15 protein-coding genes are annotated in these 21,985 nt (G+C 66.9%); 8 read left to right on the plus strand and 7 right to left on the minus strand.

The window, feature by feature from the left end; translation table 11 throughout:
• Nucleotides 1-69 precede the first annotated feature (69 nt).
• Nucleotides 70-1,128 (minus strand): PHB depolymerase family esterase, encoded by a 1,059-nt coding sequence (locus AZKH_RS01000; RefSeq protein WP_015433853.1) that lies wholly within the window; start codon nucleotides 1,126-1,128, stop codon nucleotides 70-72.
• Between the two features lie 334 nt (nucleotides 1,129-1,462).
• On the opposite strand from AZKH_RS01000, the gene AZKH_RS01005 reads away from it, so the two are divergent.
• Both AZKH_RS01005 and AZKH_RS01010 read left to right on the plus strand, forming a co-directional pair.
• The gene (locus AZKH_RS01005) at nucleotides 1,463-1,735 is read left to right on the plus strand and encodes an STAS domain-containing protein (RefSeq protein WP_156822017.1); all 273 of its coding nucleotides are present in this window, start codon (nucleotides 1,463-1,465) and stop codon (nucleotides 1,733-1,735) included.
• Nucleotides 1,736-2,008: 273 nt separating this feature from the next.
• On the plus strand, nucleotides 2,009-4,102 hold the full coding sequence (locus AZKH_RS01010) for an EAL domain-containing protein (RefSeq protein WP_156822018.1): 2,094 nt from the start codon (nucleotides 2,009-2,011) through the stop codon (nucleotides 4,100-4,102).
• A 3-nt stretch (nucleotides 4,103-4,105) separates the two neighbouring features.
• On the opposite strand, the gene AZKH_RS01015 is transcribed toward AZKH_RS01010, so the two are convergent.
• On the minus strand, nucleotides 4,106-5,404 hold the full coding sequence (locus AZKH_RS01015) for a DUF445 domain-containing protein (RefSeq protein WP_015433856.1): 1,299 nt from the start codon (nucleotides 5,402-5,404) through the stop codon (nucleotides 4,106-4,108).
• A gap of 158 nt (nucleotides 5,405-5,562) precedes the next feature.
• On the opposite strand from AZKH_RS01015, the gene AZKH_RS01020 reads away from it, so the two are divergent.
• Complete coding sequence (locus tag AZKH_RS01020; protein ID WP_015433857.1) at nucleotides 5,563-7,620, plus strand: helicase-related protein; 2,058 nt, start codon at nucleotides 5,563-5,565, stop codon at nucleotides 7,618-7,620.
• Nucleotides 7,621-7,633: 13 nt separating this feature from the next.
• Here AZKH_RS01020 and AZKH_RS01025 read toward each other — a convergent pair whose 3' ends face one another.
• Nucleotides 7,634-8,539, minus strand: coding sequence for a ketopantoate reductase family protein (locus AZKH_RS01025; RefSeq protein ID WP_041655787.1), 906 nt, complete (start codon nucleotides 8,537-8,539; stop codon nucleotides 7,634-7,636).
• Nucleotides 8,540-8,745: 206 nt separating this feature from the next.
• On the opposite strand from AZKH_RS01025, the gene AZKH_RS01030 reads away from it, so the two are divergent.
• On the plus strand, nucleotides 8,746-9,915 hold the full coding sequence (locus tag AZKH_RS01030) for a zinc-dependent alcohol dehydrogenase (protein WP_015433859.1): 1,170 nt from the start codon (nucleotides 8,746-8,748) through the stop codon (nucleotides 9,913-9,915).
• Between the two features lie 59 nt (nucleotides 9,916-9,974).
• On the plus strand, nucleotides 9,975-10,520 hold the full coding sequence (locus tag AZKH_RS01035; protein ID WP_015433860.1) for a hypothetical protein: 546 nt from the start codon (nucleotides 9,975-9,977) through the stop codon (nucleotides 10,518-10,520).
• A 25-nt stretch (nucleotides 10,521-10,545) separates the two neighbouring features.
• On the opposite strand, the gene AZKH_RS01040 is transcribed toward AZKH_RS01035, so the two are convergent.
• The gene (locus tag AZKH_RS01040) at nucleotides 10,546-11,979 is read right to left on the minus strand and encodes a hypothetical protein (RefSeq protein ID WP_015433861.1); all 1,434 of its coding nucleotides are present in this window, start codon (nucleotides 11,977-11,979) and stop codon (nucleotides 10,546-10,548) included.
• Nucleotides 11,976-13,238, minus strand: a complete 1,263-nt coding sequence (locus AZKH_RS01045; protein WP_015433862.1) for a prohibitin family protein — start codon at nucleotides 13,236-13,238, stop codon at nucleotides 11,976-11,978. The genes AZKH_RS01040 and AZKH_RS01045 overlap by 4 nt, the downstream gene beginning before the upstream one ends.
• 259 nt (nucleotides 13,239-13,497) lie before the next feature.
• Between AZKH_RS01045 and AZKH_RS01050 the strand changes: the two genes are divergently transcribed.
• A complete protein-coding gene (locus AZKH_RS01050; RefSeq protein ID WP_041655789.1) occupies nucleotides 13,498-14,214 on the plus strand; it encodes a response regulator in 717 nt (238 codons plus the stop codon).
• Between the two features lie 8 nt (nucleotides 14,215-14,222).
• The gene (locus AZKH_RS01055; RefSeq protein ID WP_197538744.1) at nucleotides 14,223-16,313 is read left to right on the plus strand and encodes a HAMP domain-containing sensor histidine kinase; all 2,091 of its coding nucleotides are present in this window, start codon (nucleotides 14,223-14,225) and stop codon (nucleotides 16,311-16,313) included.
• A 25-nt stretch (nucleotides 16,314-16,338) separates the two neighbouring features.
• Here AZKH_RS01055 and AZKH_RS01060 read toward each other — a convergent pair whose 3' ends face one another.
• Nucleotides 16,339-16,836: a hypothetical protein gene (locus AZKH_RS01060; protein ID WP_015433865.1), complete on the minus strand. Its 498-nt coding sequence runs from the start codon at nucleotides 16,834-16,836 to the stop codon at nucleotides 16,339-16,341.
• An 83-nt stretch (nucleotides 16,837-16,919) separates the two neighbouring features.
• The gene (locus AZKH_RS27145) at nucleotides 16,920-19,664 is read right to left on the minus strand and encodes an ATP-binding protein (protein ID WP_172642445.1); all 2,745 of its coding nucleotides are present in this window, start codon (nucleotides 19,662-19,664) and stop codon (nucleotides 16,920-16,922) included.
• Nucleotides 19,665-19,893: 229 nt separating this feature from the next.
• Between AZKH_RS27145 and AZKH_RS01070 the strand changes: the two genes are divergently transcribed.
• On the plus strand, nucleotides 19,894-21,876 hold the full coding sequence (locus tag AZKH_RS01070; RefSeq protein ID WP_015433867.1) for a glycosyltransferase family 41 protein: 1,983 nt from the start codon (nucleotides 19,894-19,896) through the stop codon (nucleotides 21,874-21,876).
• Nucleotides 21,877-21,985: the final 109 nt, after the last annotated feature.

The following is a 21,985-nucleotide window of genomic DNA, read 5'->3' on the forward strand; positions in this document are numbered from 1 at the left end:
TAGAGCACAGCGCCCGTACCGCATGGGCATTGCCGCACGGCAGGATGAAAGGGGCGGAGCGTAGCCGCTTCAGCCGGACTTCACCGCCGCATCGAAGAAGCGCCACGCGAGCTTCAGCGCGTCGGGGCCGTGCGGATCCGAGAACGCCTGGTGCGCCGCTCCGCCGCTCCAGGCGTGGCCGAGGCCGGCGACGCGGATCAGCCGCACCTGCGTGTGCCCGCCGTGCTTCCAGTCGGTCACCGTGTAGGGATGGCGCTTGCCGCGTTGGGCCTGTCGCGGGCGAGCCTGCATGGCCTTGGCGGGCGCGAGGAGCTCGAGCCACAGGCGCACCGAGGCGTCGGCGTTCGTGTCCGCGACGCCGTGATCCGCGTCCCCGTGGATCACGATCAGCGGCGGCAGGCGACGGCCCGCGAGCCGGTGACGGAGCGGGTCGTGATGCGGCTGGCGCCGTCCGCGCAGCGCCTGGCCCGCCTGCAAGGGACTCGACGCGCTGTGCGGCACCGCGCCCGAATGCGTGCCGACGGCGGCGAACAGCGACGGGTAGCGCAGCGCCACCGTCAGCGCCATCGCCCCGCCGGCGGACAGGCCCAGGCCGAACACCTGGTCGGCGCGCAGCCGGTGCGTGCTGCAGACGTGATCGACGATTGTCTTCAGGATCGCGGCTTCGGTGGCGACGACGTGTTCGTGGCCGAACCAGTTCCAGCATCGATGCGGGTTCGCCTCCTGCGCCTGTTCGGGCAGCAGCACCGCGTAGCGGCCGGCACGCGCGTTCGCCGCGGCGCGGGTGGTGGCCGCGAAGCTTGCCGAATCCTGGCCGCAGCCGTGCAGCAGCACGACGAGCGGCAAGGGGCGCCGGAGGCCGGGCGGAAGGTAGAGCCGATAGCGGCGCATCGCGATCGGCCCGAGACCCCAACGCCCTTCCTCCCAGCGGCCGCCCGCGCGCGTCGAAGGCGCCTGCGTAGGCGAGGCGACGCCGGTCAATATCTGCGTCGCCGCCTTCTTCAAGAGCGGCGTAGCGCGCTTCGCCGTGGCTTTGCCCGCCGCGCGCTGGACGCGTGCCGACGCGCGCGCAGTGCTACGCGCGAGATCGAACCAGGCGCCGATCCATTTTGACCGTCGTGCATTCATGCCCGCAAGCCGGAAAGTTCCATTGCACATGTCCTCGACGTAGAAGGCTCCGGGGTCGCCCGGCGTGTGGAATCAGCAATCGATATGCCTTGCGCTTGCCGTGACGCCCTCCGCGCGGTCGGGATCGCTTTTTGCGGGCGCGGACTCGACGTCGTCTTCATGCATACCGCATGGACTGCCTGAAATAGGCATTCGGGTAGATGAAATACTCATATTCAATGATATCGCCGACCGACCGAGAATCGTACCATCGCGACTTCCAAAACAAGTGAGTGCGGGCCGGCGATCCCGGGAAGCACTCGACAAGAACGGCAAGAGGGCGGAGGAACATTCGATGCGAGTGACATTGGTTGAAGGGGGTGAGGTTTCGCGCCTGGTGTTCGAAGGAGACATGACCCTGGAATTCTCCAACGAAATGGAAGATCGGATCATCGGCGCGATGCGACGGCGCAAGCCCGTCCAGGTCGATCTGTCGGCGGTGGAGGAGATCGACCTGTGTGGCGTACATATGCTGGGCATGATGCAAACGATGGGTAAGGACAAGGTGGATATCGTCGCGACCTCGCCGGCGGTCGAACGGCGCTTCAGAAAACTGCTCTCCAACTAGCGGCGCGGCAGTCGTCGCGGAGGAGAAAGCAGGGCCGGGCAATGAGGAGGGGGAGATGCGCAGAGCGCCAGAAGGTGCCGCGCCGGATGTGCGGGGTTGTGCCGATTGCGGTGCAGCCCCGCGTTCCGATTGCCGTCTTCCCGGCCGACCCCGGCCGCGCCCGAATGCCCGAAACCCTTGAGCCGTGCGCTTGGCGAATGAACGGCGGACGTCTATCCTAAGCTTCAGGACGAGTTGGGCGCGGTTCACTCGATCCGGAACAAGGGTGGTGCGATGGATCAACGCCGGATTTCTCGCGACACGGGCTTCCTCGACCATGACTTCGAGGAAATCTTCGACGCGATTCCGGTTGCCGTATTCATCAAGGACCGCGACAGTCGCGTGGTACTGATCAACCGGGCCTGCGAGGCGCAGTGGGGCATCCCGCGCGAGGCAATCTGCGGCACCGATGGCGCGCAGTTCTTCCCTCCGGAGCAGATGAAGGTCTTCCTCGAGAAGGACAGGGAAGTCTTTCGCGGCGGCGCGCAGATCGAGTTCGAGGAGGAGTACTGGAACTCGACGCTGCAGGAAAACCGCATCGGCCACACCGTCAAGAAACCGATCTACGATTCCGCCGGCGAACCGGCCTACCTGGTCGGGATCACCTCGGACATCACCGAGCGCAAGCGCGCCGAGAGCGAGCATCGGCAGGTCGAGGAGTCGATGAAGCTCGCCGCCCAGATCTACCGGTCGAGCAGCGAAGCGATCATGGTCACCGACGAGCACAACCGCATCGTCGATGTGAATGACGCCTTCACCCGGCTGATGGGTTACGAGCTCTCCGAGATCGAGGGCAAGGACCCGAGGATCATGCAGTCCGGCCTGCACGACAAGGAGTTCTATCGGCAGTTCTGGCAGGCGATCAAGGAGCACGGGCGCTGGCAGGGGGAAGTCTGGGATCGTCGCAGCGACGGCCAGCTGATCGCAAAGTGGGTCACGATCAGCGTCATCCGCAGCCTCGACGGCAGCGTCTTCCGACATGTCGCGCAGTTCTCCGACATCACCGAAAAGAAGCTGCAGGACGAGCTGATCTGGCATCAGGCGAATTTCGATCCGCTGACCGACCTGCCCAACCGCCGCCTATTCCGCGACCGCCTCGAGCAGGAGGTCAAGAAGGCGCACCGCACGGGGAAACCGCTCGCGCTGCTCTTCATCGATCTCGATCGCTTCAAGGAAATCAACGACACGTTCGGGCACGACAAGGGCGACCTGCTGCTGGCGGAAGCGGCGCGGCGCATTCGCCTGTGCGTGCGGGACACTGACACCCTCGCCCGCTTGGGCGGGGACGAGTTCACGGTGATCGTCCCGGAGTTCCAGGGGGTGGTCGCGGTCGAGCGCATCGCGCAGCAGATCATCATGGAGCTCAGTGCACCGTTCGAGCTCGGAAGCGATCGCGGCCACATCTCGGCGAGCGTCGGCATCACGGTCTATCCCGACGATGCGGAGAGCCTGGAGGAGCTGATGAAGCTCGCGGACCGCGCGATGTATCTCGCCAAGGAGCAGGGCCGCGGCAGATTCGCCTACTTCACCGAGAGCATGCAGCGCAAGGCCGAGGAAAAGCGCGTCCTGACCAGCGACCTGCGGCACGCGCTCACGCGCGACGAGTTGGTCGTCTATTTCCAGCCCATCGTCGACGCCTCCACGGCCCGGATCGTGAAGGCCGAGGCCTTGCTGCGCTGGCGGCATCCGACGCGCGGCATGGTCAGCCCGATGGACTTCATCCCGCTGGCCGAAGAGTCCGGACTGATCCTCGAAATCGGCGAGTGGGTGTTCCAGCGGGCCATCGATGCCGTCGCCCACTGGCAAGAGGCTTTCGGCCGGCTGATTCCGGTGAGTGTGAATAAGTCGCCGCTGCAGTTTGCCGAGCAGTTGGCCGGCAATCGGTGGATGGAGCGCCTGCGCACCCTGTCCTTGCCCAGCCACAGCATCACGGTCGAAATCACCGAGAGCATCCTGATCAAGGATTCGCCGACCGTGAAGCGCCGCCTGCTCGATTTTCGCAATTGCGGCGTCGAAGTGTCGATCGACGATTTCGGCACCGGCTTTTCCTCGCTGTCCTACCTGAAGCAGTTCGACGTCGATTTCCTGAAGATCGACCGTTCGTTCATCGGCAATCTGGCCGAGGATGCGGCCGACAAGGCGCTCACCGAGGCGATCATCGTGATGGCGCACAAGCTCGGCCTGAAGACCATCGCCGAGGGGGTGGAAACCGAAGCGCAGCGCGACATGCTGGTCCGCTTCGACTGCGACTACGCGCAGGGCTACCTCTTTTCGGGGCCGCTTCCGATCGAGGGGTTCGACGCGCTGTTGCAGGTCCAGGCCGCCTGAGCGCTAGGACGCGCGCGCCACCAGCAGCGTCAGCGCATGCAGCAGCAGCCCGATGCCGCCGCCGACGACGGTGCCGTTGACGCGGATGAACTGCAGGTCGCGGCCGACGGCGAGTTCCACTTCGCGTACCAGATCGTCGTCGTTCCAGCTCTTGATGGTCGAGGCGATGTGGTGCGACAGCGCGTCGCGGAAATCGTCGGCGAGCGCAACGACGGCGGATTCGAGGTGGTCGTCGAGCGAGGTGCGCAGTGCCAGGTTGTCGGCGAGCGTGGCTCCGAAGGCGCTCGCGGCGCCGGCGAGGCGCTGGCGCAGGTGGGATTCGGGGCGATCCAGGTCTTCGTTCAGCCAGGCTTTCAACTCGTCCCACAGGCCGTTGAGGTAATGCGCGAGCACCGGGTGCGTGAGGATCTCGAGCTTCGCGGCGTTGATCCGCGCAGCGAAATCGGCATCGTTCTTCAGGCGGTCGATGAACTCCGCGACCATCTCGTCGAAGGCGCGCCGCCGCGGGTGCTCCGGGTCGTCGCCGATGTCGTGCATCCAGCCGTTGACGCCCTTGACGATGCTCGCGGCGATCTTGCGCGCGAACTCCTCGGTATCGGTCACGAGCCCGACTGCGCGCAGCGTCTTCGGATATTCCTTGCCGGCGATCTCGATGATCATCGTCGCGAAGCTCGCCTGCACGTCCTCGTCGTCCAGCCAGTGCGCGAGCCGCCGCAGGCCCAGGTCGAGCAGTTCCTGGTGGCGGTTGTCGACGGTCAGCGTATCGAGCACCTGTCCGGCCACACGCGAAACGTCGATCTCCTTCAGCCGCTCGCGCACGCCCGCGGCAATCAGGCTGCGCACCCGCGCGTCGTCGATGAAGTCCAGCCAGCCCGCGAGTGCCACCGCGAGCTTGTCCGCGACGAGCTTAGCGTTGTCCGACTGCCGCAGCCAGCTTCCGAGCCGGTCCGCCGGGCCGAAGGCGCGCAGCTTGTGGACGAGAGTCTCGGTCGCGAGGAACTTGTCGCGCACGAAGGCCGCCAGGTTGTCGCCGACGCGCACCTTGTTCGACGGGATGATCGCGGTGTGCGGAATCGGCAGCCCGAGCGGCCGCCGGAACAGCGCCACCACGGCAAACCAGTCGGCGAGCGCGCCGATCATCGCCGCTTCGGCGAAGGCCGCGACCCAGCCCCAGATCCCGGCGCCATGCTGCAGCCGGGCAAGGACGAACAGCCCCGCGGCGGCCGCGAGCAGCCCGCCGGCCACCCGCTTCATCTTCGCCAGCTGACGCGCCTTGGCGTCCCGCGCAGTGATGGCCATCATCGCTCCTCCATCGGTGAAGGTGTGAGCAATCCGATGCAACGAAAGAAGCCTAGCCTGCCGCAAGGGATTGAGTAAGATCGCCTACAGGCATTGTGATTGCTATCCGGAAAGCCCTCAGGCATGAGACCCTCCCTCCTTTGACGCCTGGAACAAGCGAATTGGACGAGAACTTCCTCATCGACCCCGAAGCCGTCATCCCGGCCGGACCGGACCCGGAGGCGGATGACGCGCTCCTCGACGTCGCGCGCGAACTGCATGCCTATCTGCAAGGCTTCAACGCGCGCCTCGTGCACAACGAAGGCGCGGTCGCGATCGAGGTCGCCGGCGAGGTTGAGGCGGACGGGCGGCGGCAGCCCTATCGGCTGGTGCCCGTGCGCTGCGTGCTCGCGCGCATCCAGAAGTGGCGCAAGCTTACGCCCGACCGCCACCTCGCGCTGGTGCGCGAGCGGCTGCATGCCGAGTCGATCGCGGAGTTCGAGGCCGACGTGCGCGGCTTCGTCGCGAGCGTCGTGCGCCGGGCGGAGGCTGAAGGGCTCGACGCCGCGCGTTTCCTGCGGGCGCTGGAGACCGGCAAGGAACTCGCGAGCCGGCGCTTCCAGATTGTCGAGGACCGGCTCGCCGAAGCGGTGGGGCGCCGCCGTGTCGAAGCGCAGGCGGAGACCTTGCGCGGCACCGTAAAGCTGACGCGCTATCCCGAATCCTTCGAGACGGCGTTCATGATGCGGCGTCGCTTCATCGCGATCCTCGGACCGACGAACTCGGGCAAGACGCACGCCGCGATGGAGGCGCTGGCGAAGGCCGAGAGCGGCGTCTATCTGGCGCCGTTGCGCCTGCTGGCGCTGGAAAACTACGAGCGTCTTCTGGATCGCGGCGTCGCGGTGAGCCTCATCACCGGCGAAGAGCGTCGCCTCACGCCGGGTGCGACCCACGTCGCGAGCACGATCGAGATGCTCAACACGGCGCGCCCCGTGGAAGTCGCCGTGATCGACGAGATCCAGATGCTGGAGGACCTCGAACGCGGCTCGGCATGGACCGCGGCGGTGTGCGGGGCGGCGGCGAAGACGGTGTTCCTGCTCGGCGCGCTGTCGGCGCGTCCGGCGATCGAGGCGCTCGCCGAGCGGCTCGGCTGCGAGCTCGAAGTGCGCACGCTGGAACGCAAGTCGCCGCTCGAGATGGCGCCGCGCGAGGTCGGCAGCATCGGCCAACTGAAGCGTGGCGATGCGGTGATCGCCTTCTCGCGCCGCGACGTGCTGAATTGGGCGACCAATATCGCGGAGGCGGGTTTTCGCGTCGCGACGATCTACGGCAACCTCTCGCCCGAGGTTCGCCGCGCGCAGGCGCAGCGCTTTCGCGATGGCGAGGCCGACATCGTCGTCGCGACCGACGCGATCGGCATGGGGCTGAACCTGCCCGTGGCGCGCGTCGTGTTCTCGACCGCGAAGAAGTTCGACGGCATCTCCGAGGACATCCTCGCGCCCTGGCTCACGCATCAGATCGCGGGCCGCGCCGGGCGCTTCGGCATCCACGACGCCGGCCTCGTCGCGGGCTTCGACGAGCACACCCACCGCATCATCGGCCGCCTGATGAAGACGCCCGCCGACCCGCTGTCGAACCGCGGCTTCTACGTCACGCCCTCTCTGCACCACGTGAAAAGCATCTCCGCCGCGACCGGCGAGCGTGGGCTCGCGCGCCTGCTGGAACTCTTCTCGCGCAACATCGACCTCACCGACGACTTCTTCCTGCCGGGTGACCTGACCGAGCAGATCGAACGGGCGCGTTGGCTCGATACGCTGCCGCTGTCGCTCGAACACCGCTTCACGCTGTCGCTGGTGCCGGTGTCGACGCGCGTCGAATCGCTGAACCAGGCGTGGCAGACCTGGGCGCGGGCGCTGTCGAAGGAGAAGAGCTCGCACCTCGCGATCGAGCCCATCGGCGAAGGGCGCTACGCGCTGCAGGCGGCCGAGGATGCGTGCAAGAAGTATTCGGCCTACGCGTGGCTCGGCTACCGGCTGCCGGACTACTACCCGGATGCCGAGGCGGCCGTGTCGCTCGCGCGCAGCATGTCCGAGACGGTCGACGAGATGCTCGCGCGCCAGCACGGACGGCGGCGCGACGCGAAACGGCGCCCGGGCTCGCGCGGCAAGGCGCGCAGCGCCGCGCCGGGCGCGTATGGCGATCGGCGTTCCGAAAGACGAAGATCCGACAGGCGCTCGTAGCGCGGCCCGTTTTCTAGGTCGTCGCCTCCGCGCGGCGCGCTTCGAGCAGCTTCACGATGCTGTACAGCACGCGATTGACCGGCGTCGCGACGCCAAGCTCTTCGCCCCGGTGCAGCACATAGCCGTTGAGGTGATCGATTTCGCTGCGCTTGCCGCGCGCGAGATCCTGCGCCGTCGACGAGAACTGCGTCGGCATCGTCTGCGCGATGCGCTGCACGGATTCCCAGCAGTCCCCGGGCACCGTGACGCCTTCGGCCCACGCGACGTCGAGGCATTCCTGCACGGCGTCGCGCATCACCCTTTCGATGCCGTCGCCGGCGACGAGCCGCCCGTAGGGCAGCTGCGTGATCGCCGACAGCGCGTTGTAGGCGCAATTGAGGACCAGCTTCCGCCACAGCGCACCGGTGACGTTGTCCGAGACCTCGACGCGGACGTCGGCTTCACCGAAGAGCGCGACCAGCTGCGCGCTTTCCTTCGACGGGCCGATCACCAACTCGCCGCGGCCGTGGTGCTTCACATGGCCGGGCCCCGCCATCTCGGTCGCGACATAGACGACCGCCGCGCCGACTTCCCGCCCGAGCTGGGTCTGTAGTCGCTCGGCGTTGTCGACGCCGTTCTGCAGGCTCAGCACGATCGCCTCCGGGTCGAGATGAGGGCCCATTTCGTTCGCCGCGATCGCCGTGTCGGTCGATTTCACGCAGCACAGCACCAGTTTCGCGCCGCGCACGGCCGCCGCGTCGGTGCTCGCGTGGACCCGTACGTGCTCGCGAAAGGTTTGCGCATCCAGATAGAGCCCGTCGCGCTGCATCGCCTCGACGTGCTGTGGCCGCCCGATGAGGACGACCTCGTTTCCTGCCCGCGCCAGCATGCCGCCGTAGTAGCAACCGACGGCACCGGCGCCCATCACCGCAATCTTCATCTTGTCCGCTCCTGGTTCGGTGTTCCGCGAATGTTCCATGGGGACGATTTGACATCCTCGATGTGTCTTTTACAACGCTCCTGCCTGATCGCGACGGGGAGAGGCGGGCCATCCCGTCAGGAACGGCGTTTGCACCGTTCGCCCGAAGCGGGGTCCGGACCGCCGCGGCAAGGCCCCGGCCCTGCGGCAAGTCGAAGGAGCAGCCGATGAAAGCACTGTGCTGGCATGGCAAGAAGGATGTCCGCTACGACAGCGTTCCCGACCCCCGCATCGAGGATCCCCGCGACGTGATCGTGAAGGTCACGAGTTGCGCGATCTGTGGTTCCGACCTGCATCTGTACGATGGGTTCATGATGGGGATGGAATCCGGCGACATTCTCGGCCACGAGTTCATGGGCGAGGTCGTGGAGGTCGGTTCGGCGGACCATCGGCTCAAGGTCGGCGACCGCGTCGTCGTGCCTTTCACGATCTGTTGCGGGGAATGCGAACAGTGCCGGCGCGGCAATTTTTCGGTCTGCGAGCGCAGCAACCGCAACAAGGCGCTCGCCGAAAAGCTGTTCGGCCACGCGACAGCGGGGCTCTTCGGCTATACGCATCTCACCGGCGGCTACGCGGGTGGCCAGGCGGAATACGTGCGCGTGCCCTTTGCGGACGTCGGTCCGGTCAAGGTCGACAGCGGGATGACGGACGATCAGGTGCTCTTTCTCGGCGACATCCTGCCGACCGGGTGGCAGGCGGCGGTGCAGTGCGACATCCAGCCGACCGATACCGTCGCGATCTGGGGCGCGGGCCCGGTCGGGCAGTTCGCGATCCGCAGCGCCGTCCTGCTCGGCGCCCGGCAGGTGATCGCGATCGATCGCGTCGCCGAGCGCTTGTCGATGGCGCGGGCCGGCGGGGCAATCACGATCGATTTCGATCACGAGAGCGTCACCGACCGGCTCAAGGACCTGACGGTCGGCAAGGGGCCGGAGAAATGCATCGACGCGGTCGGCATGGAGGCCCACGCGACGCACGCGCTCGACTCGCTGTACGACAGGGCGAAGCAGGCCGTGATGCCCGAAACGGACAGGCCGTACGTATTGCGCGAGATGATCTACGCCTGCCGCCCGGCGGGAATCCTGTCCGTCCCCGGCGTCTATGGCGGATTCATCGACAAGGTGCCTATCGGGGTACTGATGAACAAGGGCCTGACGCTGCGCACCGGCCAGACGCACGTCAATCGCTGGACCGGCGACCTGCTCGACCGGATCGTCGAGGGCCAGATCGACCCCTCCTTCGTCGTCACGCACCGGGCTTCGCTCGCGGACGGCGCGGAGATGTACAAGACCTTCCGCGACAAGAAGGATGGCTGCGTGAAGGTGATCCTCACACCCTGACCCCTGACCCCTGACCCCTGACCCCTGACCCCTGACCCCGCTACTGGAGGATGAATGCGATGGACACTGTCACAACTTCCGTGAGTCGTCCCCGCCTCGCCCGGTCGACCGCCCGCCGGCTCGGCTGGTTGAGCATCGGGCTCGGCGTTGCGGAGCTGCTGATGCCGCGCGCCGTTGCGAGCATCACCGGCATGCGTGGTCGCGAAGGTATGGTGCGCGCGTGCGGGGTGCGAGAGATCGTCACCGGCATCGGCATCCTCGCCGCGCGCCGGCCGGCTCCGTGGATGTGGGTGCGCGTGGCCGGCAATGCGATGGACGCGGCCGCGCTGGGCCTCAACAACCGTTCGCGCCTGGACTCGCGCACCGCGGTGGCCGCGATCGCAACCGTGGCCGGTGTCGCGGCGCTGGATGCGGGGTGCGCGACCGCCCTCGGACGCATCGAACGCCGCGGCAAGCCGCAAGGCCGCGATTACAGCGACCGGCGCGGCATGCCTTTGCCGCCGTCGGCGATGCGCGGCGCGGCGCGCAAGGATGTCGGGACTCCGGCCGACATGGCGACCCCGGCACTGCTCGCTCCCTGGCCTCCGAGCGGGAGCCGCTCCTAGCGGCTATCGTCAGAGCGCCCCGTTCTCAGCGCACGCTCACCGTCTGCGCCTTCCACGCCGGATCCTGCCAGCGGTAGAAGGTGCTGAGGTTGTTGACCTTGTCGGCCTGCTTCTTCGTCTCCAGCGTCGCGAGCGACAGCACTTCGAAGCTCTGCGCGTAGCGGCCGTCGACTCTAGCCTCGCGTGCGGCGAGCATCTCGCTGTTGCCCGGCACCCAGCCGGCGAATTCGACATAGCCGAGGCGCGGCGCATCGACGGCGGGCGGCAGGACCTCGACATGCCAGCCGTCCGGGTCGTGGCGGAACACCCACATCTCGCGCCAGGTGTCGAGCGGCTGCACCGCGAGCGCGAGCGCCGTGCCCTGGCGGTTGGCGGTCGCCGACGCGGGCCAGACGATGCCGTAGGTGCAGCGCGTCAGCAACGCGTGGGTTGCGTCGTGCGCCGCATCGACGAGATGCACGCAGGTCTCGCCGGGCTGGCCGGCGCTGAGGATCACGCTCACGGTCGCCTTCGTCGGCCCCGCCGGCAATCCCGGCTCGGCCGCCCAGCGCGAAGCGCCGACGCGGATCGCAGCATCGCTGTAGGCCGCGGCGTCCGTTTCCATCAGTTCGGACTTGTTCACCGCGGCGAGCTCGTCGATCGCCCGGCGGCCCGCTTCCTGCACGGCCCCCGCGCCCAGTTCGGGGCGGCGCGAACGCTGCCACGCGAGGCTCGCCCACACGCCGGCCTTCCTCAGGTGGAGGCGGTTCTTCGTCACTTCGGCCAGGTTTTCGAGCTTCACGCGGTCGAGCACATCGGCACGCCAGACGTCGAGTGCGTAGCGTTCGACCGGCGTCAGCGCCGGAGCGACGCAATCGTGGCGGGTCAGCGCGAGCGCGGCCGCGGCCTTGCGGGACTCGGGCGCCGGCATCGCGAGCACGCGCCGATGCGCATCGCCGTCACTGCACAGCTGCATCTGGCCGTCGCGCTCGAAGGTCACCATATTCACGCCGTAGGTCGCGGCGACTTCGAGCTGGGCGGCGACGATCTCGCCGGCCTTGCCCGGCCGGCCGGCACTCGCGCGGCGGGCGAGGCGCTCGGACATCGTGCCCAGCGCATCGAACACCTCACTGTCGATCGCCTGCGCCGGCGCAGCCTTCAGGTAGGCTGCGGCGTAGCCGATGCCCAGCGCTTCCGATCCCGCCGAATCCTTCAGGAAGCGCACGACGGTCAGCAGCTCCGGTGCCGCTTCCGGGGCGAGCGATTGCACCCGCACCTGGCTCGCCGGGATGTAGCCCGCGCGTTCGCGCCGATGGTCGTACACCTGCAGGTAATCGCCCTTTTCGCCGCGGATCTCGAGGCTGTCGCCCGCCCACAGCACCGCCTGCTGGGCGGCGGAGTCCCGCGGTGCAGCCCGCAACGCGGCCTGGTCCTGGGTGACGATTGCGATGACAGTGAGTGCGGTCGCGAGCATGGTCATTCCCCTTCCTGCACGTTGTCGATCATTTCGGTGTGGTTCGTGGGCTGGGCGCGGCCGGCGGTGCCGAGCAGCGTCGCACCGATGAATCCGCCGTCGGCCGGGGGCGGGGCGATGATCACCGAGATCTTGTCCGAGAGCTTGTCGGCGAGCGTCTTCTGGATCAGCAGCGGGTTCTTCTGGATCAGCGCGCCGTCGCGGGCAAGTTGCTCGCTGGCGATCTTGCCGATGCGCTCCTGGCGGTAGGCTTCGGCATCCGCCAACTTGCGGCGCGATTCGGCTTCGCCCGCCGCCTCGATCTGGCGCGCCTGGGCGGTGGCTTCGGCGCTCTTGATGCGCGCGACCTTCTCGGCTTCCGCTTCGAGTCCGCGCTGCTCGATCTGCTTCTGCTTGAAGGGCAGCACGTGCTTCATCGCTTCGGCCTGCGCCTTCGCCGCGATGATCTGCTCCTCGCCCGCGGCCTGCGCCGCCGTCTCGCGCCGCGCCTTGTCGGCGAGCGCTTCGAGTTCGGTCTGCCTGACGCGCTTTTCCTTCAGTTCGAGCGTGTAGCGCATCTTCTCGGTCGCGAGCTCCTCGGCAAGGAGCTGTTCCATGCCGGCCTTGTAGTCCTGCGGCAGGTCGACCTTGCCGATCAGCACGTCCTGCAGCTTGATGCCGTCCTTCTCGAGCAGCGGCTTCAGATCGGCTTCGATCGCTTCCTTGATCTCCTGGCGCTTGGTCGAGAAGATCTCGCGCACCGTGTAGCGGGCAAGCGTCTTGTAGAGCACGCCCTGCACCGCCGGCTGCACGACTTGGCCGCCGATGTCTTCCGGCAAATCGCGCGCCATCGCGGCGAGGCGGGTCGGGTCGAGCGTATAGCGCACCGAGATGTCGACCCCGATCGACAAGCCTTCGACGCTCTGGAAGGGCGCCGTGCCCCCCGCGCTCTCCGCGCCCTCGGGCTTGTAGATCTGGTCACGCAACGGGAAGCGACGCAGCTCGTGCAGGCCGGGAATCACGACGACCGCGCCTTCGCGCACCTCGCGCACTCCGCCGGTGAAGACATTCACCCGCACGCCCGCTTCGCCGCGCTCGACGCTCTGGAGCGGGGGATGAGTGTAGAGCGCGTACGCGCCGATGCCGGCGATCGACAGTGCGAGGATGCCCATCCTTGCGCCATGCGCCCGCTGCGCCACGCGACCGGCTGCAGTGCCTGCGCCAGACGAGAACTTCCCAAGCGAGTTGCGCAGGTTTTCGACGATGTTCTTGAAACGTTCCGACATGATGCCGTCCTCCTCTCGTTGATCTTCCGGGATGGGGGCTCGCCCCCTCGGCCGGTGCGTGAAGATCGTTCCGCACCGCCGTCTTCCATGGATGCCATCGTCCTCCGAGGGGCATGGAGCGCTCCATGCCGCCGCGGGGCGACTTCGGTAAGGCGGTGGGGGCGGCCGTTCCGGGGTGTGAACAAACCTTCACGCCATGCGCATGCGGGCGGCGGCGAAAACGCGGATACTGGCGGCACTAAATGAGGTGGAGCGCGCCATGACCCGGGTCGCCGTGATCGAAGACGACATTCCGACCAGCAACCAGCTGAAGGAGTGGATCCTCGCTGCGCGCCCGGGGATCACGGTCGACCAGTGGTTCACCCGCGATGATGCGGAAGCCGCGATCGCGCGCGAGGACTATGCGATGGTGGTGCTCGACATCGAACTCGGGCGCGAGAGGCATGCGGGCGTCGCGATCATCAATGCGATCAACAAGGGTGCGCGCGGCACGCCGGTGCTCGTGGTGTCGGCGATGCCGGCGACGATCTACCGCAGCATCATGAAGGCGCTCGACGCGTGGGATTACCTGCAGAAGACGACCTTCGAGGAAGCCGATTTCATCGACACCTTCCTCGAAATCCTGCGCGCCTCGCGCGACCGCGACGCCGAGAAACCCGCCGCCCCGGCGGGCGACGAACTCTCGCTCGACCCGCTGCGCCAGAACACGCCGCTGTGGCGCGGCAAGCGCGTGAACCTGCCGCTCACCGCGCAGCGCATCCTGTTGGCGCTGTATCAGCGGCGCGGCGAGGTCGTGTCTTACGACGAGCTCTTCCAGGTCGTCAAAAGCGGCCGTAACCGCGACAACATCCGCAAGCACATCAGTACGATCCGCGAAGCCTTCCGCGAGCTCGACGAGGACTTCGACCGCATCGAGAACATCCCGATGCGCGGCTTCCGCTGGTCGGATCCGGCGCCCGCGGGCCGGGGGCGGTGAGGGCCGCCGTGAGCGCTTCCGTGCGGGGCTCGATGTCCGCCTTTCTCGCGTGGCTGGCCTCGTTCCGCCTGCGCATCCTTTTCCGCACGGCCTTCCTGCTGCTCGCGGTCGCGGTGCTCGCGATGGCGGTCGCGGTGCTGCAGGAGGAAAAGCAGCGCAGCTACGACAACTACCGGGCGGGCTTCACGAAGACCAAGGCACAGATCGTCGCGCGCCTGCGCCATCCCTCCGGCCAGCTCGCGCTCCTCAACCCGCGCTGGGACGCGGCGGCCGCCTCGCGCGGCCGTCCCGTCGTGCTGCCCTATTCGGCGATCGATTTCGACGACCAGACCAAGGTTCGCACTGCCGTCGAGATGGCGGGCTGCCTCGTGCAGTACAAGGACGCCGGCAGCCTGTGTGTCGCGATCGGCAACAACCCCTGGGCGGGCGGTTTCATCTACGCGGCGGGCACCTTCGCGAGTGGCCTGCTCGAAGCCCATCGCATCGGCGACGAATTCCTCGACGGTGCGCATCGCCTGCGCGTCACGGTGAGCCTGCGTGGGCAGACCTATCGCTGGCTTGCACCGTTCGAGCCGCTGGCCGGCAACGGCGGCGGGCGGGCTGAAGGCGTGCGCGGCCGCTTCACGGGCTACGTCGAACTGGACGACCGCGACTACACAGGCGCGCGTCCGGTGAAGGAATTCCGCGGCTGGGTGTGGCAGGGCGGGAAGTGCCTCGATGCTGCCCGCAACGACGGGGACTGCGAACGCAAGTCCTTCTTCTCGCTACGCCTGCCCGTCGAGGTGCTGCGCGATGCGCTTTTCCAGCGCGAAAAGCCAACCTGGCCGCCGCCGGATCTCGACGAATTCCAGGTTCGCGTCGAAGTGCTGCCGCCGGGCGACGGGCTCGCGCTCTTCGACAGCCACGACGCTGGCGCGATGCCGGCCTTCGCACTCGACGACCTGACGACACTCCTCCTGCCCGGCGAGACGCTGACGATCCGCAAGGCCGGAAGCGCGGACGCCGAGACCGTGCAGCTCTCCGGCAAGGACGAGGCGCAGGAGCAAACCTCGCCGCTCTTGACTCGCCTGATCCGGCGCCTGCCGGTCGAAAGCCTCGACGCACCCGTCGTCGAACTCGCCGACGAAGTCGCGACGCCGACGGGCAGCTACGAACTGCGGCTGAAGGGCGACGCGCGCAGCGTGAACAAGACGCTGTCCGCGGTCGCGACGCGCGTGTCGTGGTTCGTCGGCGCGATGCTCGGGGCGATCGCGCTCGCGTGGCTCGTGATCGAGCTCGGCATCGTCGGCCGCATCGGGCGGCTCACCGGACGCACACGCGGCTTGTCGCGCAGCGTCCACGCGGACGGCAGTCTCGAACGCTTCGAGCTCGCGGATCTGCGCGGGCGCGATGAACTGGGCCTGCTCGCGGCCGGTCTGGACGACCTGCTGCGCCGCGTGAAGGAAGACGCCGAGCGCGAGCGCATCCGCGCCGAACAGGAAAAGGACATGTGGCACGCGGTCGGCCACGAGATCATGTCGCCGCTGCAGTCGCTGCTCGCGCTCCACCGCAGCGAGGACGACCCCAGCCACCGCTACATCAGCCGCATGCAGCAGGCGGTGCGCGTGTTATACGGCAGCGCGAGCCCGAGCGAGGCCTTCCAGAGCTCCAGCCTGCAGGTACAGGCACTCGATATCGCGGAATTCATGCACAATGTCGCCGAAAACGCCGGGATCGACGACGTTCGCTGCACGTGGACAGATGGACCGGTCCTCGTGCGGGCCGACGAATATCCGCTCGAAGACGTCTTCTCCCACATCCTGCGCAACGCCGACCGCTACCGCGTGCCCGGGACCCCGATCACGCTCGGACTCGAGACCGGCGACACAACTGCGACCGTCACGATCCACAACACCGGTCCACAGATTCCACCGGACTTCATCGACAAGATCTTCGAATACGGCGTCTCCGACCAGGCCGAGGCCGGCGCCCACGGCAACCGCGGCCAGGGGCTCTTCGTCGCGAAGACCTACATGGCGAAGATGAGCGGGACCCTCACCGCGCGGAATGTTAAGGACGGCGTGAGCTTCGCGCTCGGGCTGCCGCGAGTGAGGGGATAGCGCGCCGCCGACCTACCCCGCTGTCTTACCACTTGAAACCCAGTTCCAGCGCAGCCCAGCCGTTCGTGTAGTGGCCGACGTGTGGCAGCGCGCTGAGGTCTGCAAACAGCCCTGATCTTTGCCCGATTCTGAGCATTGGCAACGGGAAGCAGTATGTCTGCATCTTGTCGCTGCCATAGTCTTCGCCCTTGTAGGTGCAGGTGAGGCCGAGCATCGGGGTGAAGAGACCGTAGCGGAAATTCTCGTGGGAAACGTTGCTGAATATGGCATAGCTGCGCTTGCCATAAGTATCGACATAGGTCTTTACGCCGGTATCGAACTGATATGGCCCGGAGTGCAATTCCTTCGACAAGCCGAACAGATCCATTCCGCCTTCATGAGCAGTCGGCCTGGGATCGGCGTGCTTCAGGTTGCCGTAGAAGTAGATGCTTCCATACTCCTCGGCGTGGAGCGCAGAACCGAGGAAGCAAGCGAGCAAGAATGAACCAAGGTGTGCAGAACGACTAATGTGGCGCTTGGGCATGTCAGCGGCGAATCATTTCGATTCGTTGATTGTATTGGAATTGACTTCCCGGGCGCTCAATTTTTCAAGGATCGCGGAGCGCGTCAGCCGGCGTCCACCGTGTCCTCGCTCGTCACGTCGTGCAAGTAGGCCTGCAGGGTTTCCATGTCGAGCGGCTTGTGCAGGACCACGATGCCGCGCGCGGCCATGCTGCGCATCAGTTTCGGGTCGGTGTCGCCGGTGATGATGATCGCTGGCAGACTCCGCTTCAGCAAGGCCCTGGCCGCCGTGATCACGTCGAAGCCCGTTTCGCCTTGCGCGAGCCGATAGTCGGAGACCACGATATCCGGCTGGAAGGCCTCGAGTCCTGCACAAAGTTCGGCCCCTGTCGCCACGGCGAGCACGCGATGGCCGACGTTCTGCAGGGCGCTGGCCATTGCTTCCCGCACCAGCAGGTTATCTTCGACGAGACCGATGCCGAGCGGGCGGTAGCTAAAGTGCTCGGCGTCCGTTTCCGGCAGGAAGACTTCATACACGAGGGGCAGTTCGACCGCGAAGACCGAGCCGCGGCCGGGCCGCGAGCGCACGCTGATTTCGAGCCCGAGCAAGGCGGCCGCCTTGGCGACGATCGCAAGACCGAGGCCGCTGCCGCGCGTGCGCGCCTCGTCGTGCAACTGCCGGAATTCCTCGAAGATTTCGCCGGTCTTGTCCTCGGCGATGCCGATGCCGGTATCCCAGACTTCGATCCAGGCCTTGCCCCGCCGTCGGCGGCACGCGACGAGCACCCCGCCCCGGTCGGTGTAGCGGATGGCATTGTCGATCAGATTGCCGATAATGCGCCTGAACAGCACCGGGTCGGTCCGTGCCATCCGCCGTGCGGGTCGGCAATCCAGCCGCAGTCCCTTAAGGTCGGCTTCGGGGGCATGCACCGAGATCTGGTCCGCGAGCAGCTCCGCGATCGAAAAGGTGCAAACGTTCGGGGTGATCACGCCGGCTTCGAGCTTGCTGAGGTCGAGGAGGTCGGTCAGCAGTTCGCTCAGGCTGCTCACGCAGGCCTTCATGCTCGCAATCAGCGGCTGATCGGCCGGCGGGAGCCGGTCCTCGAGCACCGTCGTGTAGAGCGCGAGCGCCGACAGCGGTTGGCGCAGGTCGTGGCTTGCTGCCGCCAGGAAGCGCGACTTGGCGTTGTTTGCCCGCTCGGCCTCGGTCCTCGCCGTCGTCATCGCGACTTCCGCTTCGTGGCGTGCGGTGATGTCGACACAGGCCGAAATCGCGCCCCGCGGGCGGCCCCATTCGTCGAGCAAGGGCGTGGCGTTGCAGAGCAGGTGGCGGCTCATTCCGTCGCTGGTCACCAACTGGTATTCGTAGCCGCGCACCTCGGCCCCGGCCGCCGCCCGTTTCAGCGGCAGCTGGGAGACGGGGATGTCCTCGCCGTTCTTGAGCAGCCGGATACTCCTCCGTCCGTCGCCATAAGGGAGGTAGGGCGTGATGTCGACGCCTTCGGGCAACTGCAGCCATTCGTACAGCAGCTTGTTGCCGCGCACCTCCGTCGCCTCGGGGTCCAGGGCCATCCACACCGCCGCCGGGACGGCGTCGAGCAGCGCCGACAGGTCGGCCGCGCGCATGCTCTCGCGCTTCTCGCTTGCGCGCAGCGCCTCCATGACTTCGCGCCGCGCGGTATCGTCACGCAGGATCGCGGTCAGGTAGTTCTCGCCGTCCACCTGAACGTGCGCGAGCGAGGCTTCGATCGGGAATTCCTTGCCGTTCGCGCGCACGCCGAAGATCGTACCGACGCGGCCCTTGCGGTCTGCTGTTCCGCCGGGGAAGGAGCCGAGGTGCTCGCGATGTGCGACGTGGAAGCGTTGCGGCAACAGGATGTCCAACTGGGTGCCCAGCACGTCGACGGTCGAGCGCCCGAACATCTCTTCGGCCGCCGGATTGAAGAGCACGATGCGCTGCATCGAGTCGACCATGATGATAGCGTCCATCGCCGATTCGATGATGCCCGCGAGCTGCAACTGCTGCTGGCGCCGTTCGAGTTCGGCCGACAGCCGTTGATGGTCCGCCCGCCGCAGGGTTTCGGCCGTGTGCCAGATCAGCGTCGCAAAAAGCACGACGTAGACCAGTGAGAGCAGGGCCACGCCGAAATCGGAGGGATAGAGTCCGGCAACTTCGCCCCGGATGCACAGCCAGCCGATCAGGAAGGGTGCGGTCACGGCGAGCGGAAGGAGGCGGCGAGCCATCATGCCCCCGACCGTCTGGCTGATCAGCACCGCAATGGGACGCCGACGCGGGCGGGCGTGGAGAATGCCCATGTTGATCGCGATGAACGCGACGGCGGTCGGCAGCGCAACGCTGGAATACGCGTCGGCCCGAAACAGCGCCGGGATGCCGAAGACGTAGCCCATCAAGGCGAGGGCGCCGATCAGGCCGCCGGCCAGGGCCACCGCGTACGACGCCGCGCGGGCGCGACTGTCCATACCGAGCAGCGCCAGTCCGGTCAGGACAAAGGACGTCGCCGTCGCGAAGGCCATGCGGGCGGTCGGAATAAGGCCGTGCGATCGTTCCGTGGGATCGTAGAGCAGGGCATCGATGCCCGGATTCCAGCCCGTCAAGTGTTCGATGCACGTCAGCACGCCCAGCAGGGTCAGCGCACTGGCCAGAGAGAGGTGGAGCGTGCGCCAGCCGGACGCATCCTTGCGGCGCATCGCGGCAGACAGCGACAGGCCGGCGAGAATGAAGCCGAGTGCGGAATTGGGCTTCATCGGAACCCAGCCGTGGACCGCCCCTGTCAGCACATCGACCTGCAGCCACCAACCGAGCAGAGCGGTGATTCCGATGACCGTCACGGCGACCGCACAGCCGTGTGCGACTCGTTCGCAACGCGCAATCAATGCAGGGTCGATCGTTTCATTCAGCATGACAAACGAAAAGGCGTCGCGAGCTCTCGTGAGCCGAGATGATAAATCTTTAGAAGCGACAAGGGGTATTCGAATGAATGGATGGTTGCGAAGAGGACGGGGCGATCGGGCATGCGAGTAGAATTCCATCCACGGCTCATCCCTTGACGATCCTGCCATGACTGCCTATCCAGAACGCACTCTCAAGGCGCTCCAGCGCGCGAGGACCCAGCTTGCCGCCGGCGGCGTCCAGGACGCGATCCGCGAGTTGCAGAAGGTGGTCGCGAAGGTCCCGAAAGGCGAGGAAGGCTGGATGCTGCTCGCACAGGCCTATTGTCAGCGCGGCGCCCACGATCAGGCATTGAACTGCTATGAGCGGGTGACACGGATCAGTCCCAGGAACGCGATCGCATGGTTCAACCTCGGCATTGCGCATGCCACGCTGCATCGCTACGCGGAGGCCGTCAAGGCTTATGCGGAAGCCATCCGGCATACGGGCGGCGACCATCCGGCCGCCGTGATCAACATGGGCTGGTGCTTCATCCAGCTCGACCAGTACGACATGGCGCTGCAGGTGTTCGAGGCCTATCTGGAGGACTTTGCGGCCAACGCCGAAGTGTATTCGCTGATCGGCATCGCCCGGCAGGGGCTGCAAGACAGTGCGGCAGCCGCCGACGCCTATCGGAAGGCCCTGGAGTTTGGGCCGGGCGACTACACGCTCCACCTGAACCTCGGTTCCTGTCTGCACGTCTTGCACGACTATCGTGGCGCCGCGGAGCATGCCGCGCGTGCGCTCGACTTTCAGCGCGACGATCCGGTCGCACGTTTCAATCTCGGCACGGCCCTGTTCGCCCTCGGCGAAATCGACAAGGCGCGCGGGACCTGGGAAGGCGTGCCGCGCCCCGAGGCGACCCTGTCGAGACTCGCGGCGCTGAGCTATCTGGAGCCCTTCGACGGCGAAAGACTCCTCGCCGAGCACCGTGCCTGGGGGAACGCGCTCGCCGCGGCCTGTGCGGCGGAGCCTGCCCTGACGCCGCCGATGCCCGCGCCCGGGCCGCGCCCCAAGCTGCGGCTGGGCTTCGTCTCGCCGGACTTTCGCGAACATCCGGTGGCCTTCTTTCTGGAAGGCCTCTTGCGGCACATCGACCGTGAGCGTTTCGAGCTGTTCCTCTATTTCGACGCGCCCAACCGCGACGAGGTCACGGCGCGCTTCCAGATGCTGGCCGACGCTTGGATCGAGCTCTACCCGACACGCGACCCGCGGGACGCGGCCCAGCGCATCCGCGCCGATCAAGTCGACATCCTCTTCGATCTGGCGGGGATGACGTCGCCCCGGATCGAAATGTTCGGACGCAGGATCGCGCTGGTGCAGACCTCCTATCTGGGTTACGCGTCGACAACCGGCGTGCCGACGATCGACTACGTATTGAGCGACGCGCGCCTCGATCCGCCGGGACGCACCGAAGCCCACTACAGCGAGACACTCGTCCGTCTCGGGAACTGCTTCGCGACCTATACGCCCCCGTCAGGGGCCCCGCTGCCCGCCGGGCGGCCGATGAAGCGTAAGGGCTATCCGGTGTTCGCTTCCGTCGCGCGGCTCAGCAAGATCAGCGACGGGGCGCTCGACCTGTGGTGCGCAGCGCTGCGCAGCGTTCCGGATGCCCGTCTGTTGATCCTTGCGCAGGGCCTGCACCATGCGGCGACCCAGGCGGCCTTGCTCGAACGGCTCACGCGGCGGCGCGTCGCGCCGGAGAGGGTTGAGTTGCGAGGCTCGGTGCCGATGGAGGAATACCTGGAACTGCATTCGGACGTCGACCTCATGCTCGATACGACACCCTGGTCCGGGCACACGACGACCTTGCATGGGTTGTGGATGGGCGTGCCGACCGTCACCTTCGAGCAGGCGCATCACGCCGGCCGCTTCACGACGATGGTGATGGAGAGCGCCGGACTGCCAGAATTCGTCGCGCGGGATGCCGAGGGTTTCGGAGAGCACGTGCGGCGGCTGTTGACGGACGACGCGCTGATGGATCGCGTCAGGGCCGAAGGACGGGAGCTCGTGCGATCGTCGCCGCTGATGGACCACGCGGGCTTGGCGCGGGCGTTTGAGGCTGCGTGCAGCGCGATGTGGGACGCCTACGCGAAGACAGTTTCGCTTTGATGCATTTTGTATGTTGCAGTGCAAAATAAATGGCGTTATCGTGGTTCCCGGCATCCTGTCGGGCGGGAAGGAGCGGTTGTCCGTGGATGCGACGCGCCGGCGTGGAGCC

The sequence above is a fragment of the Azoarcus sp. KH32C genome, from assembly GCF_000349945.1.
Lineage (GTDB): Bacteria > Pseudomonadota > Gammaproteobacteria > Burkholderiales > Rhodocyclaceae > Aromatoleum.

Bases quoted from the DNA above. Each gene is read 5' to 3' on its own strand.
- AZKH_RS01040 (WP_015433861.1), bottom strand. From the start codon at position 11,979: ATGACCATGCTCGCGACCGCACTCACTGTCATCGCAATCGTCACCCAG.
- AZKH_RS01005 (WP_156822017.1), top strand. From the start codon at position 1,463: ATGCGAGTGACATTGGTTGAAGGGGGTGAGGTTTCGCGCCTGGTGTTC.
- AZKH_RS01060 (WP_015433865.1), bottom strand. From the start codon at position 16,836: ATGCCCAAGCGCCACATTAGTCGTTCTGCACACCTTGGTTCATTCTTG.
- AZKH_RS01015 (WP_015433856.1), bottom strand. From the start codon at position 5,404: ATGATGGCCATCACTGCGCGGGACGCCAAGGCGCGTCAGCTGGCGAAG.
- AZKH_RS01030 (WP_015433859.1), top strand. From the start codon at position 8,746: ATGAAAGCACTGTGCTGGCATGGCAAGAAGGATGTCCGCTACGACAGC.
- AZKH_RS01010 (WP_156822018.1), top strand. From the start codon at position 2,009: ATGGATCAACGCCGGATTTCTCGCGACACGGGCTTCCTCGACCATGAC.
- AZKH_RS01070 (WP_015433867.1), top strand. From the start codon at position 19,894: ATGACTGCCTATCCAGAACGCACTCTCAAGGCGCTCCAGCGCGCGAGG.
- AZKH_RS01045 (WP_015433862.1), bottom strand. From the start codon at position 13,238: ATGTCGGAACGTTTCAAGAACATCGTCGAAAACCTGCGCAACTCGCTT.
- AZKH_RS01000 (WP_015433853.1), bottom strand. From the start codon at position 1,128: ATGAATGCACGACGGTCAAAATGGATCGGCGCCTGGTTCGATCTCGCG.
- AZKH_RS01035 (WP_015433860.1), top strand. From the start codon at position 9,975: ATGGACACTGTCACAACTTCCGTGAGTCGTCCCCGCCTCGCCCGGTCG.
- AZKH_RS01050 (WP_041655789.1), top strand. From the start codon at position 13,498: ATGACCCGGGTCGCCGTGATCGAAGACGACATTCCGACCAGCAACCAG.
- AZKH_RS01025 (WP_041655787.1), bottom strand. From the start codon at position 8,539: ATGAAGATTGCGGTGATGGGCGCCGGTGCCGTCGGTTGCTACTACGGC.